This window comes from Kriegella aquimaris (assembly GCF_900103215.1).
In the GTDB taxonomy this organism is placed as follows: Bacteria; Bacteroidota; Bacteroidia; order Flavobacteriales; family Flavobacteriaceae; genus Kriegella; species Kriegella aquimaris.
Window position 1 is genome coordinate 816,281 of record NZ_FNGV01000001.1, and the last position, 15,926, is coordinate 832,206.

The window sequence follows — 15,926 nt, forward strand, 5'->3', positions numbered from 1 at the left end:
AAAATATCATGAAAAAAATAATCAACACTTCTAAAGCCCCAGCTCCCATAGGGCCCTATAACCAAGCTGTTTTAAGTGGAAACACGCTATATGTCTCAGGTCAAATACCTCTAGATCCAAAAACAGGAGAACTTGTAGAAGGGGATATTAAAAAAGAAACCGCACGTTCGATGGACAATTTAAAAGCCATACTCAACGCAGCAGAAATGACTTTTGAAAACGTGATCAAGACCACCATATTCATTAAAGACATGAACCAGTTTAGCAAAATAAACGAGGTTTATGGCTCGTATTTTAATGAAGCAAGTGCACCTGCCAGAGAAACCGTGGAAGTGGCAAATCTACCTAAATTTGTAAACGTAGAGATTTCCGCAATAGCGGTTAAATAGTATCTTTATGGAATTCGACAAGCCCGTCAATCGGTCTTTGCCGTATTACCCCAGGTATTAAATCGTTACGTTCCAGTACCGCTGTTAGCTCTTCTCGTAAAAAATATGCAATACTACCCACAAAATGTATTGGCACTTTGGTGGCTAGTTCAAATTGCATCACTTGATTGTTAATGAACTGCTGAAAACCTTTATCGATTACTCCTTTGCAATATGGGTGTTCTTTGTTCTCCACTAAAAACCGCGCAAAAGTAGCCAAATAGGTATTCGGGTTAGGCTGTTTGTACAAGTTTTCCTTAATAACATCAGCCTCAAGATTGTAACCTTGAGAAAACTTAACGGCCAAGTCTTGTGGTATTTTGTGATAGTAGTAATCACGTATCAATTTTCTACCAAAGAAATTTCCGCTGCCATCATCCATAGGTATATACCCTAATGAAACGACTTTCTGAATAAGTTGGTGGCCGTCGTAATAGCTGCAATTTGAGCCTGTACCAAGGATACATACAATACCTTGTTGGCCAATTTTAGTAGTAGAATAAATTGCGGCATACGTATCTTCCTTAACATCGATTTGTGCATTCGGAAAAAAGCCTTTGAAAATTTTCTTTAAAAACTTTTTCATACGGTCTGTACCGCATCCGGCTCCGTAGAAAAACAACTGACTTACCTTTTCTTTATTCTGGGCAAGTTCAAAATTATTTGCCAATCTATCTTCGATAACCTCTCGTGTCAGAACCTCTGGACTAAGACCCAAAGTCTGGGTTAAAAAAAGTCGGTCTCCCTTACCATCTAGGGCAATCCAATCCGCTTTTGTGGCACCACTATCAACAATCACAATCATGGATCAATAGTTAGAATGAATATTCCTGAAAGCGAAAGATGTATTTTTCGCTTTCAGGAAATTCTATTAATAAATAAGATTAGAAGAACTGGAATTACTTACAAACTTGCCACGTGCTGCGTCAAGTCTACTAATTTGTTAGAGAATCCGGCTTCGTTATCGTACCAGCAGATCAACTTGAAGAACTTAGAATTCAATTCGATACCAGCACCGGCATCGAAAATACTTGTTCTTGCATCACTAACGAAATCTTGGGAAACAACGGCTTCTTCAGTATACCCTAGAATGCCTTTTAACTCGCCTTCGGAAGCATCTTTGAACGCTTTCTTTACTTCTTCGTAAGAAGTCGCCTTTTCCAATTTAACAGTTAAATCGACAACAGAAACGTCAGCAGTTGGTACCCTAAAGGCCATACCTGTTAGTTTTCCTTTCAACTCAGGAATAACTTTGGTTACCGCAACGGCAGCACCTGTCGAGGCAGGAATAATGTTCAACATGGCACTTCTACCACCTCTCCAATCTTTTTTGGAAGGTCCGTCAACAGTCATTTGTGTTGCTGTTGTAGCGTGTACGGTAGTCATTAATGCTTCTTCGATTCCGAAATTGTCATTCAATACTTTGGCCATTGGCGCCAAACAATTCGTAGTACATGATGCATTGGATACAATAGTATCGGATGCCTTAACATCTTTATGGTTCACACCCATCACAAACATTGGGGCATCTTTTGAAGGGGCAGAAATTACCACTTTTTTAGCGCCACCGTCGATATGATATTGTGCAGTCTCCAAAGTGGTGAAGATCCCTGTACATTCAGCTACGATTTCAGCACCTACTGCATCCCATTTAATATTCTTTGGATCACGTTCAGCAGTAATTCTAACCGTTTTTCCGTTTACAATAAGGTGACCATCCTTAACATCAACAGTACCATCGAATTTTCCATGAACTGAATCATACTTCAACAAATAGGCCAGATGTTCAACATCCAACAAATCATTTATAGCCACAACATCAATGTCGCCTCGTTTTACAGTAGTTCTGAAAACCAATCTTCCAATTCTACCAAAACCGTTTATTCCTATTTTTAAATTTGACATTTTTCCTCTTTTTTAAGTGATTAATTATGTTGTCATTATTTCTGAAACCCGCATGAGTTCCTTATCAATTTTTGTATGCCCCTTAATTGCCTTGTTAATAGGAGTCAGTATCAATCTGTTATCCTGTATACCTACCATCAGATTTGTTTTGCCTTCCAACAGTGCCTCTACAGCCTTAACCCCCATACGACTTGCTAGAACACGATCGTAACAGGAAGGAGATCCCCCTCTTTGCATATGCCCCAATACAGAGACCCGAACATCATAAATTGGCAAATGTTCTTCTACGTATTCTTTGAGTTCGAAAACGTTCTTTCCTGTTTTATCACCTTCGGCAACAATAACAATACTCGATGATTTGCCTGATTTCTTACTCCGCTTTAAAGATTCTAAAAGTCGATCTAGACCTAAATTCTCTTCTGGAATCAAAATTTCTTCCGCACCAGCCCCTACTCCCGCATTCAAGGCAATATGACCCACATCTCGGCCCATGACCTCAACAAAAAATAATCTATTGTGCGAACTGGCGGTATCTCTAATTTTATCAATAGCCTCGACAACGGTGTTCAGCGCCGTGTCAAAACCAAGCGTGTAGGTAGTTCCAAAAATATCATTATCGATTGTTCCCGGTATACCAATTACAGGAAAGTCATATTCTTGATTAAAAATCATAGCACCGGTGAAACTACCGTCTCCCCCGATTACCACAAAAGCATCAATTCCCGCTTCCAGTAATTTATCGTGCGCTATTTTGCGTCCTTCCGGGGTTCTAAATTCTGTGCAACGGGCCGACTTAAGAATAGTTCCCCCTTTATTAATGATGTTATTAACGCTTCGCGCGTCCATAGGCTTGAAATCGCCTTCCATCATTCCCTCATATCCTCTGTAAATTCCGACACATTCTACATTCATATAGGCACATGTGCGAACTACAGACCTTATTGCGGCGTTCATCCCAGGAGAATCACCACCTGAAGTAAAAACACCAATCTTTTTTATGCTTGACGTCATCGAAAATTTTAAGCTAGCAAAATTAGCAAACTTCTACCAAATAAGAAATTGTTGAAGTCCTTATTTTACTTGTTTATGCACGATAAAATCGTATCAAACGTTTTCGTTGATGAATTATAGAGGATGAATGTTAGTTTTAAAACATTATGGGGGGGTCAATGTGCTAAATTTATTTTACCCCGTTAGACTTGGCATAAAACCGAAGTAGGCTATCTTTTCCCATTACTGAACTTGGCAAAGCCTCGGCTTTGGGTAAATCTTTCTTAGGTAATTTGTTATTGTTTTTACTTAGTATTTTACGGAAAAGTTCGCTAAAAGTGTTAAAATCTACTTCGTAAGATAGCCCGGCACCTTGAGTGTATCCCAACCGCTCTGCCAAGAATGCCTGAATTTCACTTTCCCTATTGAAGAATTTTGCACTCAAAGTTCCTTCCTCATTCAATAAAAGCTCCAATTCAAAATCACCGGCGACCACTGTTTCACTAGCCCCACCTACCGGCACCCCTACCCTGCCGTTAAACAGAATTCGATCACTAATTTGAGTCGAAACAGTAACTCCAATTCTATTTTCAGTCTGAACATCGGCATTTCGATCTAGAATACCCTGTTCATAGGAAAGGCCTAAATTAAATTTATCGTTGCTACCGCCCAATACCTGATTCAATAGTCCCGATGCCGATTGCAATAGGTTCCCAGTGACCGCCTGCTGGTTGATGCCACTTTGACCACCTACAAAAGACCCTTGCGCCAATAAAAAAAGTGCATTTCTTTCTTCAACTGTCGGATCTTGAAGGCGGTATTCCAATTCTGATTGTACAATAGAATTGGTGCCTGGAAAATCTATACCAAATTGAATGTCGGGACTTTCTAAGTCATCTGTCAATTTTATAACTACCTCGGTAGGTATACGTCGCGTACTTGAGTTCTCCAGTAAGGGAGCCGGGTTTGCGTTCAGGGCATATACAGCTTCCATATTGAGCTGTGCTTTTAAAGGGTCATTCTCCCAGTTAATAGTCCCCCCAGGTTTTACACTGAATGTTTTATTGATTACCCCGCCAAACTTATAATTGAACTCACCGGTGACCACAACAAAATCGCCATACATTTCAAATTTTCCGCGTGTATTGATACGAATTAGGAGCAGCCCTTCACCTGTACCTTTTAAAGAACTGCCTGTTTTTGGGTCTGTAACAATCTCCACTTCGGCATCAGGGGTAACGGCTAAGTCGAATTCAAGCTCCAACCCTTGAAATTCGTTCAATACGCGCTGATCTTCTATAGTGACGGCCTCATTCTTCTGAATGAAATTAATAAAGGAATAATCACCGACCGAAGTAACATCGCTAAGCGGAATCTTTAGTGAACTCCCCTTTGCGGTTTCACCATCAAAGGTTATCGTAAGCGCCTTGGTCGAACCAAAAATCCGCCCTTTTCCATTTATAAAACCGGTACCATAATACAAGACTTCTTCCTCGAAATCGGTATTCAAAATCAGCATCCTATCCCCCTTGGTATCCACATCAAGATCTAAGACCCAATCTTTAAAAAACTTATGCTTTATAGTACCATCGAGTGTCGCCTTGGTTTTTTCATCTACATCGGTTAATTCAATATCTTGAAAATCAAAAGTTTGCTCATACAATCTCACCTTAGAATTGGAAGCGAAATCATAGTCGACGTTCAAATAAGGTATACCGATACCGGCATGGCTCAGAGTCAGCAATCCGTTCATTTCGGGATTATTAATGGGCCCGGTTATTCGCGCACTTCCATTCAAGTTTCCTCTAATATTGCCAATAACACCATCACCTAGTGGAGCGAAAGGCTGTAAAATAAAATTTTGGAAATTAACCAAAAGATTCGCTTCAGGCACATCTCCCTCATTAATAATATTGCCTACCACCCCAAAATTTTCAATTCCCCCATCTGTTATTTGTGAATTCACAGTAAAATCGGTCAAATCCCTATTACCGACTATCCCTATATTCAAATCACCCAACCGCATTCCATTAATAGAGAAATCTGCAATGGCCAGATTTGATGACGGTAAGTAGATATCATCTTTTTGCAAAACGTTCAAGGTTCCGTTCACCTCACCCTGTAACTTTAAACTATCTATGGCAGGAGTTATCTTATCTAAGGATACTATTTTAAACTGTAGCTCAAGATCCTTGAACGTAGAATCGGCCAACTGACCTTTTAAACGAATTTGCTCTTCCTCGCTATTGTTCATCACAATTTCTTGAATATTGATACTATCCAAAGTTCTATTGATAATTACCTTATTCAAACTATCACCGTTTTTGTTCAGGATCCACTTGTTTCCTTTAAAACTGACATCAGAAGTTTTTAGACCTATAACCGATTTGTTTTCTTTATTAAAGGTGTGATAAAAGTTAAGATTGTAAGAATCATTGAAGTCACTGCCTCCTTTAAATTCAGTTCTGAAAAACAAAGTATCTTTCAAGGTGGTGTTGATGAGGTTAAAGTCTTTTACATCATAATATTTATTGGAAAGATCACCAACCGCCACATACGTATTAAACAACGGGTTCTTATTATCTATTTTAACTTCAATACTATCTGCTTCATTGCCATACGCAGCAATTCTTGGCGACCTAAAATTCAATTTAAAATCGCCTTCGTCCGCAATAATATTTCCTTTTATAAAAGTATTTGGATCAAACGCTACTTCAGGAAAAAAAACATCGACTATCTTGTTATATATTTTAAAGTTGAACGATAAGGTTTGACCACTAGAAATAACAAAGGGTCTATAGTTCGTATAAATGCTTCCCACAGAATTTTGCAGCAATTTACCCATCTCTTTGACCCTGAAATTACCTTTCAAATAACCCGTAATAATATCAGGTGAATTGATATCGATAATACGAACAGAATCATTTTCAAAAGATGAAGAAATTTTAAAATCTTCAAAATAATAGGTATCGTTCTTGTTCTGAAAATTGGTCTTGGTAAACTTGATATCACCTACTAGATTATCCAAGGTATTTCCCGTGACATCCATAGATAAATCTCCCTTAAATATAGAGATGCTATCATTTATGAAATTCAGCTTCCGTAAATCTGCATAATCGACCGATGCGATAAAGTTGAAATTATTGCGTCTATCGGAAAAATCGGCAAGCCCTTTAAAACTAAATTTCAGGTTTTCATCAGTACTGACCAACAAACCATCAAAAAGTTGATCTTTTAGAATTCCCGATACCTTGATATTCTTATATTCATAGTTATTGAAATTAACCGAATAGACTTGCCCGATAACCTCGGTATTCAAATTTTCTTGAACAAACCCCTTCCCCTCTACATTAAAGTCTAAATTGGTTTTCCCTAACTTTTTATTGTCGGCAAACTCTCCAAGATCAAAATCTATTAAAGAAACAAAACCCTGATAGGTTGCATTATCTATATGATCAATATCTGTGAGTTCCATGTCTGCATAACTACTGCCTATAGCCGTATTCAGATTCACTTTCGCATTTATCGATGTTTCGCTAATAGTTGCATCGCCCCGTATGGTGAACTGTCCGAATTTTTGAAATGATGAAGGAAGGGACTCTCCTAAAATATTGGGCATCAGCGAACGCAGCTGATAGTAACTCGAGGTCACATTTTTCATTTGCGCCTCCATCACAAAGGGCTTTTTCTTGGTGAAGAGGTTTTTAAAATTAAAATCACCGCGTATACCAGTATTATCAGATTGCAAAAAAAGATTTTCAGTGACTAAGTCGTTCAGAACCCCATTTACATTTGAAGAAAAATTCACGATTTTTCCTCTTCCGAATTGGTTGTACAAAAGATTTATCTCGTCTAAAGCAATGGTCGACTCACTGAACTCGGCACTAAGTTTAACCTTGTTCACGAAATCAGCAAAATCTTTGCGCTCGTAGTTGAAGACCAGCCCTCCTTTAAGATTAGATTCAGAAGTTTTAATATTCAAAGAATCGAATCGCATCATCTGCTTGGTATACTTAAAATCTGTCGCCAACTTATTGACCACAATACCACGACTGCTATTGAAAGACATAGCTTGAATATTCGTAGTTACCTCGGGGCCCAAGATTTGAAAATCTTTGGCTGAAATATTCAAGTTTTTAAAGTCTAAAATTCTACTTTGTTCAAAATTTTCATCAATAAGTACAAAAGTACTATTGGCAATTTCTACGTCGGAGGAGGAGAAAAAGAAGGGGTCAGCACCCGGTTTCCTTGGTTTTCCATTATCTAATTTATCAATAAAAACCTCTAGATTCGTATTCTTGTCGTCTTGGTACGTTTTAAGCTTAAAGTCAAGCTCATTAATGCTAATGTCTCCAAATTGCAATTTACCTTGAAGCAAATTACGCATGCTCATAATCGAAGTAACAAGCTCATCGACGTAAAAAAGTGTATCCTTCTTATAATCTTCAATATAAATCCCTTCCAAAGAGGTATCCCACGAAATAAGTGAAACCCTGAGTTTTTCGATATTGATATTTGTTCGGAATTCTTTATTGATTGAATTCGTTGCATATGTCGCAAAACCGGTCTGTACTACCGGTAAGGATAGTATTATAGTGCCCAAAACACATATCAACAGAAACACCAACAGGGTTCTGATCAGTATTTTTCTAAGTTTTTTGATAGGGCTTTATGTTTTACCTTTGTGTACCAATTTTTATTCCAAACCTTGTGGAAAATAAAACTATTTATATTCTTGCAATTGAATCGTCTTGCGATGACACTTCCGCCGCCGTTTTAAGCAATGATAAAACGCTGAGCAATGTGGTAGCCACCCAAAAAATTCATGAGGAGTATGGGGGTGTCGTACCCGAACTTGCCTCAAGGGCACATCAGCAAAATATTGTTCCTGTTGTGCACCAAGCATTAATAAAGGCAAATATCGACAAAAAACAATTATCAGCCATAGCATTTACACGCGGACCAGGACTTATGGGTTCTTTGCTCGTCGGCACCTCTTTTTCAAAATCACTTGCCCTCGGTTTACAAATTCCACTAATCGAGGTAAATCACATGCAGGCCCATATTTTGGCGCACTTCATCAATGACGGAACTCAAGACAATCAACCTGAATTTCCATTTTTAGCGATGACCATAAGCGGTGGCCACACCCAAATTGTTTTGGTCAAAGATTATTTTGATATGCAGGTACTTGGGCAGACTTTAGACGATGCCGTGGGCGAAGCCTTTGACAAAAGCGCCAAAATATTAGGACTCCCATATCCCGGCGGACCATTGTTAGACAAATATGCGCAATTGGGCAACCCTAAGGCATTCGTTTTCCCTAAACCGAAAGTGGCGGACCTTAATTTCAGTTTTAGTGGCTTAAAAACAAGTATTCTTTACTTCGTTCAACGGGAAACACAAAACAATCCTGATTTTATTCAAGAAAACCTGAACGACATTTGTGCCTCGATTCAGTACACCATTGTCAAAATTTTGATGGATAAGGTGAAAAAAGCCGTCAAACTTACTGGTATTACCCAAGTTGCAATCGGTGGTGGGGTTTCTGCCAACTCCGGCATTCGAAGCGCTTTAAAAGCTGCTGAGAAAAAGGAGGGATGGACAACCTTTATACCTAAATTTGAATATTGTACCGATAATGCGGCCATGATAGGTATCGTCGGATATTTAAAATACAAGGAAGGCAACTTTGCGCAGCAAGATATCTCAGCAAAAGCCAGATACACCATACAAGAATCTTAAGCGCCCTACACCCGGAGCACGGTCAAAAAAAAGTATACAAAAAGACGAAATTCATTGATTGAACGTTACCATGTTCTATGGGTTTTAGTCATACCTCTCTTTTTTCAAGGTTCTTTAAATCCATTTTATTTGTTAAATTCGGAATGCGATAATTGTATTATTTATGGATAAAACTTCTACAAACCGGAACAAAGAGCTCTACTCAGAACATATGATAGACAGCACCATATACAGGAAAAATGTTTCTCCTGCGGAAAAAGCGGTGCTAAAAAAATACTTGACCGATACCGATAAGAAAGTTGTCGAGGCAGGTGCTGGCGGAGGAAGACTTACTTTCTACATAGAAGAATTCGGGTTTAAAGATGTCACAGGTTTCGACATTGTCGAAGAAATGATGGAGTACGCCCAAAAAGAAGCCGCCAGAAGAGCATCTAACATTCAATTTATCGCGGCAGATGCATCGGATCTTAAGATGTTCGAAGACGAAACATTCGATTACCTAGTTTATGCCCAGCAAGTGCTGTGCTTTGTTCCTAAAGAACTTTTTCAAAAATCTTTAGAAGAAGCCTATCGAATTGCTAGCCCCGGAAGCCTTACCATCTTTACTTTTTTAGATTTTGATTCAAAAAGCTACAACCCACTTCTCAGCATTTGCGCCAACTTTTTAAGAAAACTACGCGGCGAAGAGGTATCTAAATATCATTTGCCTTGGTTAAAACTGAACAATACCCAGTTCAACTGGAAACTTTTAAAAAAAGACCAACCCAGTATTTATTGGGTTAAAAAAGCCGATATCATTCATCAATTAACAGCTATCGGATATACAATTATCGAAGCCAATAAAGGCTCAGAAATTGTAGAAAATGGCAGCAAAGGAGTACTCTACGTAATCTGTAAAAAATAAAGTTAGGGCCATGTCGTTCGATCTAGAATTAGCAAAGAGAATACGTGCGGCATTACAGTCTTTCCCGCTAGAAGTGCAAGAAAATTTCAATGAGAAGAAAATGTTCGGCGGTATCGCCTATTTATACAAAGGCAAAATGACCGTTGGCATTATAAAGAAAGACCTTATGGTTCGGGTATTAGGTAGTAAAATGAAAGATGTCTTGCAAATGAACCATGTGCGGCCCATGGACTTCACAAAACGCCCCATGAAAGAATTTATCTATGTCTCCCAAGCAGGTATCGAAACCGAAGAGCAGCTTCAGCATTGGGTCGAATTGGGCCTGGAACACGCTAAAAGTAAATTGAAGTAATTTAAAACTAGACAGACTTACGGAACAATAATCTCCACATCCGCGCCGGTTTCATCAAAATACATATATTGGTTCATTTGTTCAAAATCAGGCAATTCCTCTATATCAATAGCCGTAGTTTCAAATACCTTGCTACTTTTTTGATCAACGGGCCGTAAAAGTAAAAATCCGATAAAAAAGCAAATTATTCCTAAAATGCCATATTTAAAAAGTGGGGGCAAATCCTTTAGTTCTAAGATTTTAAAATTGGCCAAAAATGACATTAGAAAAAGCCTTTGGTACTTTTTACGATACAATTTTTTCAAATATTCACCTATTTCAGGCCGAAGACCTAGGTTTCTTGAATCTGTATCAAACAATATCTTATTGAGTCCCAGCAAGTTCCTGAATTCTGAATAATCTGTTTCGGAAATCTGATATAAAACATATTCTCTTTCGTCACGTGATAGAGCCTCGAACTCTTTTTGTAAAAGCAATTTTTCTAATTTTTCTTCCATTTCCCTTCTCAATTATTTTTAATCTGCCCTTTAAAGATCTGTAATTTCTGGGCAAGCCTTTTAATTGCATAAAACAATCTCGATTTCACCGTGCCTTCAGAGCATTGCATTATTTTGCTGATTTCTTTAATCGCAAGACCATCCTGATGCCTCAAAATAAAAGTGAGACCATGTTTATCATCCATCTTCTGTAATTCGAGTTCAAGACTTTCTGAAAAAGTCTTAAGGTCATAGTCATTTTCAAAACTTGGATTTTCGCAAATATCCAGTGAACTGTCTAGCGTGTAGCGCTCTTTTTTAGTTAGTCCCGAAGCATTCTTGCGATATTCATTTTTACATTGATTATAGGCCACCGCATAAATCCAAGTTGAAAACTTTTTATTAGTATTGAAGGACTGGGGATTCTCGATTATTTTTAAAAATAAATCGTGTAAAAAATCTTCGGCCTTTTCCTTATCTTGATATAACCTTTGATAGAAGAAAATCAGCATTTTATTGCCATATCTTCTATATAGTTCGGTAAATGCTTTTTCTTTTCCCCTTGCAACATACCGCATGAGATCTTCATCTGAAAGACCGGTATATAAAATATGTTTATAAAATGCCAAGAATGATTTTCTTCTGAATTATTGTCTATTGTTCAAAATCTGTATTGGTAGGGCTACTCAGTTTCATACCCCTTGATTTGTTAGTCGTTTCCGAATCTTTCGCTAGTACCTCAAAGACAAAATCATCTAACCAAACTGCGCCGGGACCACTAACTAGAACGCCATAGGCCACCAATCTACTCTCTGCAGGAACATCAAGAATTATCTCATACTTTTTCCAACCTGTTGTACCCTTGATGGGTCTATCTTGCATATTGTCAAAGCTAAGTGCTTTTTTTGTGTTACCATCTACCCGCATCCACATACCAGCCCAGTCTTCTACCCCTGAAGATTTAATAGAACCTGATAACTTCACTCTTTTACCCAAATAATCCTTTGGGGTAAATTGCTGCATTATCGTACCAAATCCCTTCTTAGAAATTTTCTTGCTAGTCGACTTTAAAAATCCTACGGTTCCGTTACGTTGGGCATCCATTTCAGTTCCAATTTCGTATAACTCCGGATTACTTCCTGCCAAGAACCATCCTTTGATATCATCCGATAAGGTTTTGAAAGACACTAACGTCATTCCAAGAATTAAGACTAACATCATTATCCTTTTACCTAATACTTTTCTCATTTTTTTGGTTTTTTTACAAGTTTCACTTTATAGATTTGTATTATAGTACACAGAAACTGCGATTCGGTTCATTTTTTTTAGACCTTGCCCAGACTGTATGCTATTTTTGAAAATTAGAACATAAATCAAAGTTACCTATCCTGCTAATATGCAACTATTTTACAATGCCTCATTAGATAACAGTATTTCGCAAGTGACCTTTCCTTCGGAGGAAAGTAGACATATCATCAAAGTGCTTCGCAAAAAGGAAGGTGATCTCCTTCATATCACTAATGGCAAAGGTGACCTTTTTGAAGCCGAAATAGTCGATTCAAACCCAAAGAAGTGCAAGGTTCAAGTAGTTTCCCACAGCAAAAAACACCCAACCAAACATTGGTTGCATATGGTCGTCGCGCCAACCAAAATGAATGACCGATTTGAATGGTTCCTAGAAAAAGCAACGGAAATAGGTGTGAATGAAATTACCCCTATCATTTGTGAACAATCGGAAAGGAAGGTAGTTAAACCCGAACGTCTGCAAAAGGTAGTACTTTCCGCAATGAAACAATCACTACAGACTTATTTGCCCAAACTAAACCCTGCAATTAATTTCAAAGACTTCATAGAAAACGACCAACACGGACTTTTATTCATCGCTCATTGTGAGGATGATGAAAAAACGGAACTAAAGCGTCGGGTGGCTCCTGATAACGATGTTACCATTTTAATAGGTCCTGAAGGAGATTTTTCACGGCGCGAGATAACATTGGCCCGTGAAAAAGGATTTTTACCTGTCTCCCTTGGCAAAAATAGATTGCGTACCGAAACGGCTGCCATTGTGGCCTGCACCACAGTCGCACTAATTAACAATGGCTGAATTAAGAATTTTTTCAGCCTGAGAATGCTTAAATTTGGTACGGTTTAATATCGTCAAGACAACTATGAGGCTTCTTACATCTTGTATTCTATTAATTTTCACTTTACTAACCGGTGGCCTTTATGGGCAAGAATTGGCAATTCTTAAATATAAAGGTGGGGGTGATTGGTATTCTAACCCTACGGCCTTGCCCAATCTTATAAAATTTTGCAATGAAAACATAGGCACCAAGCTCAATGAGAAACCAGAAGTAGTCGAAGTAGGTGAAATTACTATATTTCAATACCCATTTTTGCATATGACGGGGCATGGTAATGTGGTCTTTTCTCAAGAGGAAGCAAAAAACTTAAGAGACTATTTACTATCAGGAGGATTTCTGCATATTGATGACAACTACGGCATGAAACCTTACTTGCAGAAAGAATTAATAAAGGTGTTCCCCGGTAAGCAACTCGAAGAACTAGGCGCTGATCACCCCATTTTTTCACAAGTCTATAAATTTCCAGAGGGTCTTCCCAAAATTCATGAACACGATGGAAAACGACCGCAAGCACTCGGTATATTTCATGAGAACCGTCTGGTATTGTTATTTACATTCGAAAGCGACCTAGGTGATGGCTGGGAAGATCCGGCAGTTCACAATGACCCCCCGGATATACGTGAAAAAGCACTTAAGATGGGAGCTAATATTATAGCATACGCCTTTAAAAACTAACTAATGACCGCAAAAGCCATTTCTCAAGGAATTTTACGCGCCGTAGGCATTTTGGTAGGAATTGCCTTGGTGCTATATTTTTTATATCAAATTCAATCAGTCTTGGCCTATCTGGCATTTGCAGCCGTTATAGCGCTTATCGGGCGGCCTATTGTCTTTTTTTTAAGAAGACGAATGAAATTCCCGAATACTATTGCCGTAATTATTACCATGATATTTATGGTTGGTATACTCGGAGGCATTATAGCCCTGTTTGTACCTTTGATTACCGAACAAGGTAAAAACCTCTCTCTTTTAAATATCGATGAATTACAACGTAATTTGAATGCCCTATACACCCAGACCACGGGGTATCTTGGCGCATCGCCCCAAGTGGTCAATGAGCTTATCGAAGAATCGGATATTGAAAAGAATATTCTTCAAGGCTTAAATGTGGGGTTCATCCCTAATTTTTTAAATTCGTTTCTTGACACGTTGAGCACTTTGAGTATAGGGCTGTTTTCAGTGCTTTTTATTTCCTTCTTTTTTTTAAAGGATAGTAAGCTTTTCCAGCGGGGTATTTTGGCATTTGTACCTAACGATAAAGAAACGGGTACTGTGAAATCCATTGACAAAATCAACAACCTCTTATCACGTTATTTTGTTGGTCTACTATTACAAATTTTTGTGCTTTTTGTAATCTATACCATAACGCTGGTTCTGGTCGGTATAGAGAATGCCATTGTAATCGCTTTCTTATGCGCCCTCTTTAATATCATTCCATATGTGGGTCCCATAATAGGCGGAGTAATTATGATTGTACTCACCATGACGACTAATTTGGGTCTAGATTTCAGCACTATAATCTTACCCAAAACCGGATACGTTTTGATTGGTTTGACAATCGGCCAACTAGTGGATAATTTCTTTTCTCAACCCTTGATATTTTCCAATAGCGTTAAATCGCACCCGCTAGAAATTTTTCTCATCATCATTATCGCCGGTCTCCTTTTTGGCGTGGTGGGAATGATTGTTGCAGTGCCAGGATACACAGCAATAAAGGTGATTTTAAAGGAGTTTTTAGCGGAAAATAAGATTGTAAAATCGTTGACTCAAAATTTATAGTTTAACTTTGAATAAAGAAATATTAAATACTGGTGTACAAGAATTTATAAAAAACAATTACAATACTGACATCATGTCAGTACTACTTAAAAAGCCTTTTTTTTCCAGGGTTTCTCAAAAAGAACTGGCCGAACAATTGGAAGCCAAAAAAAAGTGCCGAAATAAGCTGCCACTTTGGTTCAACACCCCTCAAATCTACTACCCAAACAAACTAAATATTGAGCAAACCTCCTCGGAAGAAACAGCGCGCTACAAAGCGAGTATAGTCGATGGAAAATCACTCGTGGATCTTACCGCGGGGCTCGGGGTAGATAGTTTCTTTTTCAGTCAAAAAATCAATACCGTTTTTCACTGTGAATTGAATGCAGGCCTTTCCGAAATTGCCGCGTACAACTTCAAAATCCTTGAGGTAAAAAATATAAAATCAATTGCCAATGACGGACTAATTTTCCTACAAAAAATAAATCAGCCTCTTGATTGGATCTATGCAGATCCCTCCCGCAGAAATGACCTTAAAGGAAAAGTTTTTCGGCTATCGGATTGTCTACCCAATGTAATTGAACACTTAGACCTGCTCTTTAGTAAATCAAATAATATTTTACTAAAATCTTCACCGCTTCTCGATATATCTGTGGGGGTTGGCGAACTTCGCTTTGTCAAGGAAATTCATGTAGTAGCTACTAACAATGAAGTCAAAGAACTGCTTTGGGTAATTGAAAAAGATTTTATTGGAGCAATAACCATTAAAACACTCAATATAAAAAGCTCCCATAATGAAATTTTTAATTTTAAATGGGAGGAAGAGAAGGATACGATTTCGAGTTTATCTCAACCCCTAGCCTACTTATACGAACCAAATGCCCCAATTCTAAAGTCAGGTGGCTTTAAGTTTGTAGGAAAGGAATTTAATCTGTACAAGCTGCATGAACACACACATCTGTACACATCAAACGAATTGATTGACTTCCCCGGAAGACGATTTAAAATACTTAGAAGCATTGCCTACAACAAAAAAGGGCTACAGGCCATGAGAAATCAAAAGGCCAATATCACACTTAGAAATTTTCCGCAAAGTGTAAAATCGATACGAAGCAAATTTAAAATTAAAGATGGCGGAGACACCTATCTTTTTTTCACCACAGATTACGAAGGCACGCACATTGTCTTAGAATGCATCAAAGCTTAGAGCGCACAGAGTAATGT

15 protein-coding genes are annotated in these 15,926 nt (G+C 38.2%); 8 read left to right on the forward strand and 7 right to left on the reverse strand.

Annotation, left to right across the window (positions count from 1 at the left end):
- The first annotated feature begins 8 nt into the window (after positions 1–8).
- Complete coding sequence (locus BLS33_RS03430) at positions 9–389, forward strand: RidA family protein (RefSeq protein ID WP_089885299.1); 381 nt, start codon at positions 9–11, stop codon at positions 387–389.
- On the opposite strand, the gene BLS33_RS03435 is transcribed toward BLS33_RS03430, so the two are convergent.
- From BLS33_RS03435 to BLS33_RS03450, 4 genes are all read right to left on the reverse strand, one after another.
- Entirely contained in the window at positions 382–1,233 is an 852-nt protein-coding gene (locus BLS33_RS03435; protein WP_089885302.1) for an N-acetylglucosamine kinase, read from the reverse strand. The genes BLS33_RS03430 and BLS33_RS03435 overlap by 8 nt on opposite strands.
- Before the next feature lie 98 nt (positions 1,234–1,331).
- Positions 1,332–2,333 (reverse strand): type I glyceraldehyde-3-phosphate dehydrogenase, encoded by a 1,002-nt coding sequence (gene gap, locus BLS33_RS03440; RefSeq protein ID WP_089885304.1) that lies wholly within the window; start codon positions 2,331–2,333, stop codon positions 1,332–1,334.
- 24 nt (positions 2,334–2,357) lie between these two features.
- Entirely contained in the window at positions 2,358–3,344 is a 987-nt protein-coding gene (gene pfkA, locus BLS33_RS03445; RefSeq protein WP_089885307.1) for a 6-phosphofructokinase, read from the reverse strand.
- A 169-nt stretch (positions 3,345–3,513) separates the two neighbouring features.
- Entirely contained in the window at positions 3,514–7,953 is a 4,440-nt protein-coding gene (locus BLS33_RS03450; RefSeq protein WP_089885309.1) for a translocation/assembly module TamB domain-containing protein, read from the reverse strand.
- Positions 7,954–7,994: 41 nt separating this feature from the next.
- Between BLS33_RS03450 and tsaD the strand changes: the two genes are divergently transcribed.
- The 3 genes from tsaD to BLS33_RS03465 all read left to right on the forward strand — a co-directional run bounded on the left by tsaD (position 7,995) and on the right by BLS33_RS03465 (position 10,324).
- Positions 7,995–9,068 carry a tRNA (adenosine(37)-N6)-threonylcarbamoyltransferase complex transferase subunit TsaD gene (gene tsaD / locus BLS33_RS03455; protein WP_089885311.1) on the forward strand — a complete coding sequence of 358 codons (1,074 nt, stop codon included), beginning with the start codon at positions 7,995–7,997 and terminating at the stop codon, positions 9,066–9,068.
- Positions 9,069–9,231: 163 nt separating this feature from the next.
- The gene (locus tag BLS33_RS03460) at positions 9,232–9,972 is read left to right on the forward strand and encodes a class I SAM-dependent methyltransferase (protein WP_089885314.1); all 741 of its coding nucleotides are present in this window, start codon (positions 9,232–9,234) and stop codon (positions 9,970–9,972) included.
- Between the two features lie 10 nt (positions 9,973–9,982).
- On the forward strand, positions 9,983–10,324 hold the full coding sequence (locus tag BLS33_RS03465) for a TfoX/Sxy family protein (protein ID WP_089885316.1): 342 nt from the start codon (positions 9,983–9,985) through the stop codon (positions 10,322–10,324).
- A gap of 17 nt (positions 10,325–10,341) precedes the next feature.
- On the opposite strand, the gene BLS33_RS03470 is transcribed toward BLS33_RS03465, so the two are convergent.
- Genes BLS33_RS03470 through BLS33_RS03480 form a run of 3 tightly spaced genes read right to left on the reverse strand, consistent with a single transcriptional unit; the run spans position 10,342 to position 12,048 of the window.
- Positions 10,342–10,821: a hypothetical protein gene (locus BLS33_RS03470; RefSeq protein ID WP_089885318.1), complete on the reverse strand. Its 480-nt coding sequence runs from the start codon at positions 10,819–10,821 to the stop codon at positions 10,342–10,344.
- 8 nt (positions 10,822–10,829) lie between these two features.
- Complete coding sequence (locus BLS33_RS03475; protein WP_089885321.1) at positions 10,830–11,429, reverse strand: RNA polymerase sigma factor; 600 nt, start codon at positions 11,427–11,429, stop codon at positions 10,830–10,832.
- A 25-nt stretch (positions 11,430–11,454) separates the two neighbouring features.
- Positions 11,455–12,048: a hypothetical protein gene (locus BLS33_RS03480; protein ID WP_089885323.1), complete on the reverse strand. Its 594-nt coding sequence runs from the start codon at positions 12,046–12,048 to the stop codon at positions 11,455–11,457.
- A gap of 148 nt (positions 12,049–12,196) precedes the next feature.
- Between BLS33_RS03480 and BLS33_RS03485 the strand changes: the two genes are divergently transcribed.
- From BLS33_RS03485 to BLS33_RS03500, 4 genes are all read left to right on the forward strand, one after another.
- Complete coding sequence (locus BLS33_RS03485) at positions 12,197–12,904, forward strand: 16S rRNA (uracil(1498)-N(3))-methyltransferase (RefSeq protein ID WP_089885325.1); 708 nt, start codon at positions 12,197–12,199, stop codon at positions 12,902–12,904.
- 64 nt (positions 12,905–12,968) lie between these two features.
- Positions 12,969–13,619 carry a DUF4159 domain-containing protein gene (locus BLS33_RS03490; protein WP_089885327.1) on the forward strand — a complete coding sequence of 217 codons (651 nt, stop codon included), beginning with the start codon at positions 12,969–12,971 and terminating at the stop codon, positions 13,617–13,619.
- A 3-nt stretch (positions 13,620–13,622) separates the two neighbouring features.
- Positions 13,623–14,723 (forward strand): AI-2E family transporter, encoded by a 1,101-nt coding sequence (locus BLS33_RS03495; protein ID WP_089885330.1) that lies wholly within the window; start codon positions 13,623–13,625, stop codon positions 14,721–14,723.
- Positions 14,724–14,796: 73 nt separating this feature from the next.
- Positions 14,797–15,909, forward strand: a complete 1,113-nt coding sequence (locus BLS33_RS03500) for a THUMP-like domain-containing protein (protein ID WP_394330887.1) — start codon at positions 14,797–14,799, stop codon at positions 15,907–15,909.
- Positions 15,910–15,926: the final 17 nt, after the last annotated feature.

Bases quoted from the DNA above. Each gene is read 5' to 3' on its own strand.
- BLS33_RS03430 (WP_089885299.1), top strand. From the start codon at position 9: ATGAAAAAAATAATCAACACTTCTAAAGCCCCAGCTCCCATAGGGCCC.
- BLS33_RS03435 (WP_089885302.1), bottom strand. From the start codon at position 1,233: ATGATTGTGATTGTTGATAGTGGTGCCACAAAAGCGGATTGGATTGCC.
- gap (WP_089885304.1), bottom strand. From the start codon at position 2,333: ATGTCAAATTTAAAAATAGGAATAAACGGTTTTGGTAGAATTGGAAGA.
- pfkA (WP_089885307.1), bottom strand. From the start codon at position 3,344: ATGACGTCAAGCATAAAAAAGATTGGTGTTTTTACTTCAGGTGGTGAT.
- tsaD (WP_089885311.1), top strand. From the start codon at position 7,995: ATGTTTTACCTTTGTGTACCAATTTTTATTCCAAACCTTGTGGAAAAT.
- BLS33_RS03460 (WP_089885314.1), top strand. From the start codon at position 9,232: ATGGATAAAACTTCTACAAACCGGAACAAAGAGCTCTACTCAGAACAT.
- BLS33_RS03465 (WP_089885316.1), top strand. From the start codon at position 9,983: ATGTCGTTCGATCTAGAATTAGCAAAGAGAATACGTGCGGCATTACAG.
- BLS33_RS03470 (WP_089885318.1), bottom strand. From the start codon at position 10,821: ATGGAAGAAAAATTAGAAAAATTGCTTTTACAAAAAGAGTTCGAGGCT.
- BLS33_RS03480 (WP_089885323.1), bottom strand. From the start codon at position 12,048: ATGAGAAAAGTATTAGGTAAAAGGATAATGATGTTAGTCTTAATTCTT.
- BLS33_RS03485 (WP_089885325.1), top strand. From the start codon at position 12,197: ATGCAACTATTTTACAATGCCTCATTAGATAACAGTATTTCGCAAGTG.
- BLS33_RS03490 (WP_089885327.1), top strand. From the start codon at position 12,969: ATGAGGCTTCTTACATCTTGTATTCTATTAATTTTCACTTTACTAACC.
- BLS33_RS03495 (WP_089885330.1), top strand. From the start codon at position 13,623: ATGACCGCAAAAGCCATTTCTCAAGGAATTTTACGCGCCGTAGGCATT.
- BLS33_RS03500 (WP_394330887.1), top strand. From the start codon at position 14,797: ATGTCAGTACTACTTAAAAAGCCTTTTTTTTCCAGGGTTTCTCAAAAA.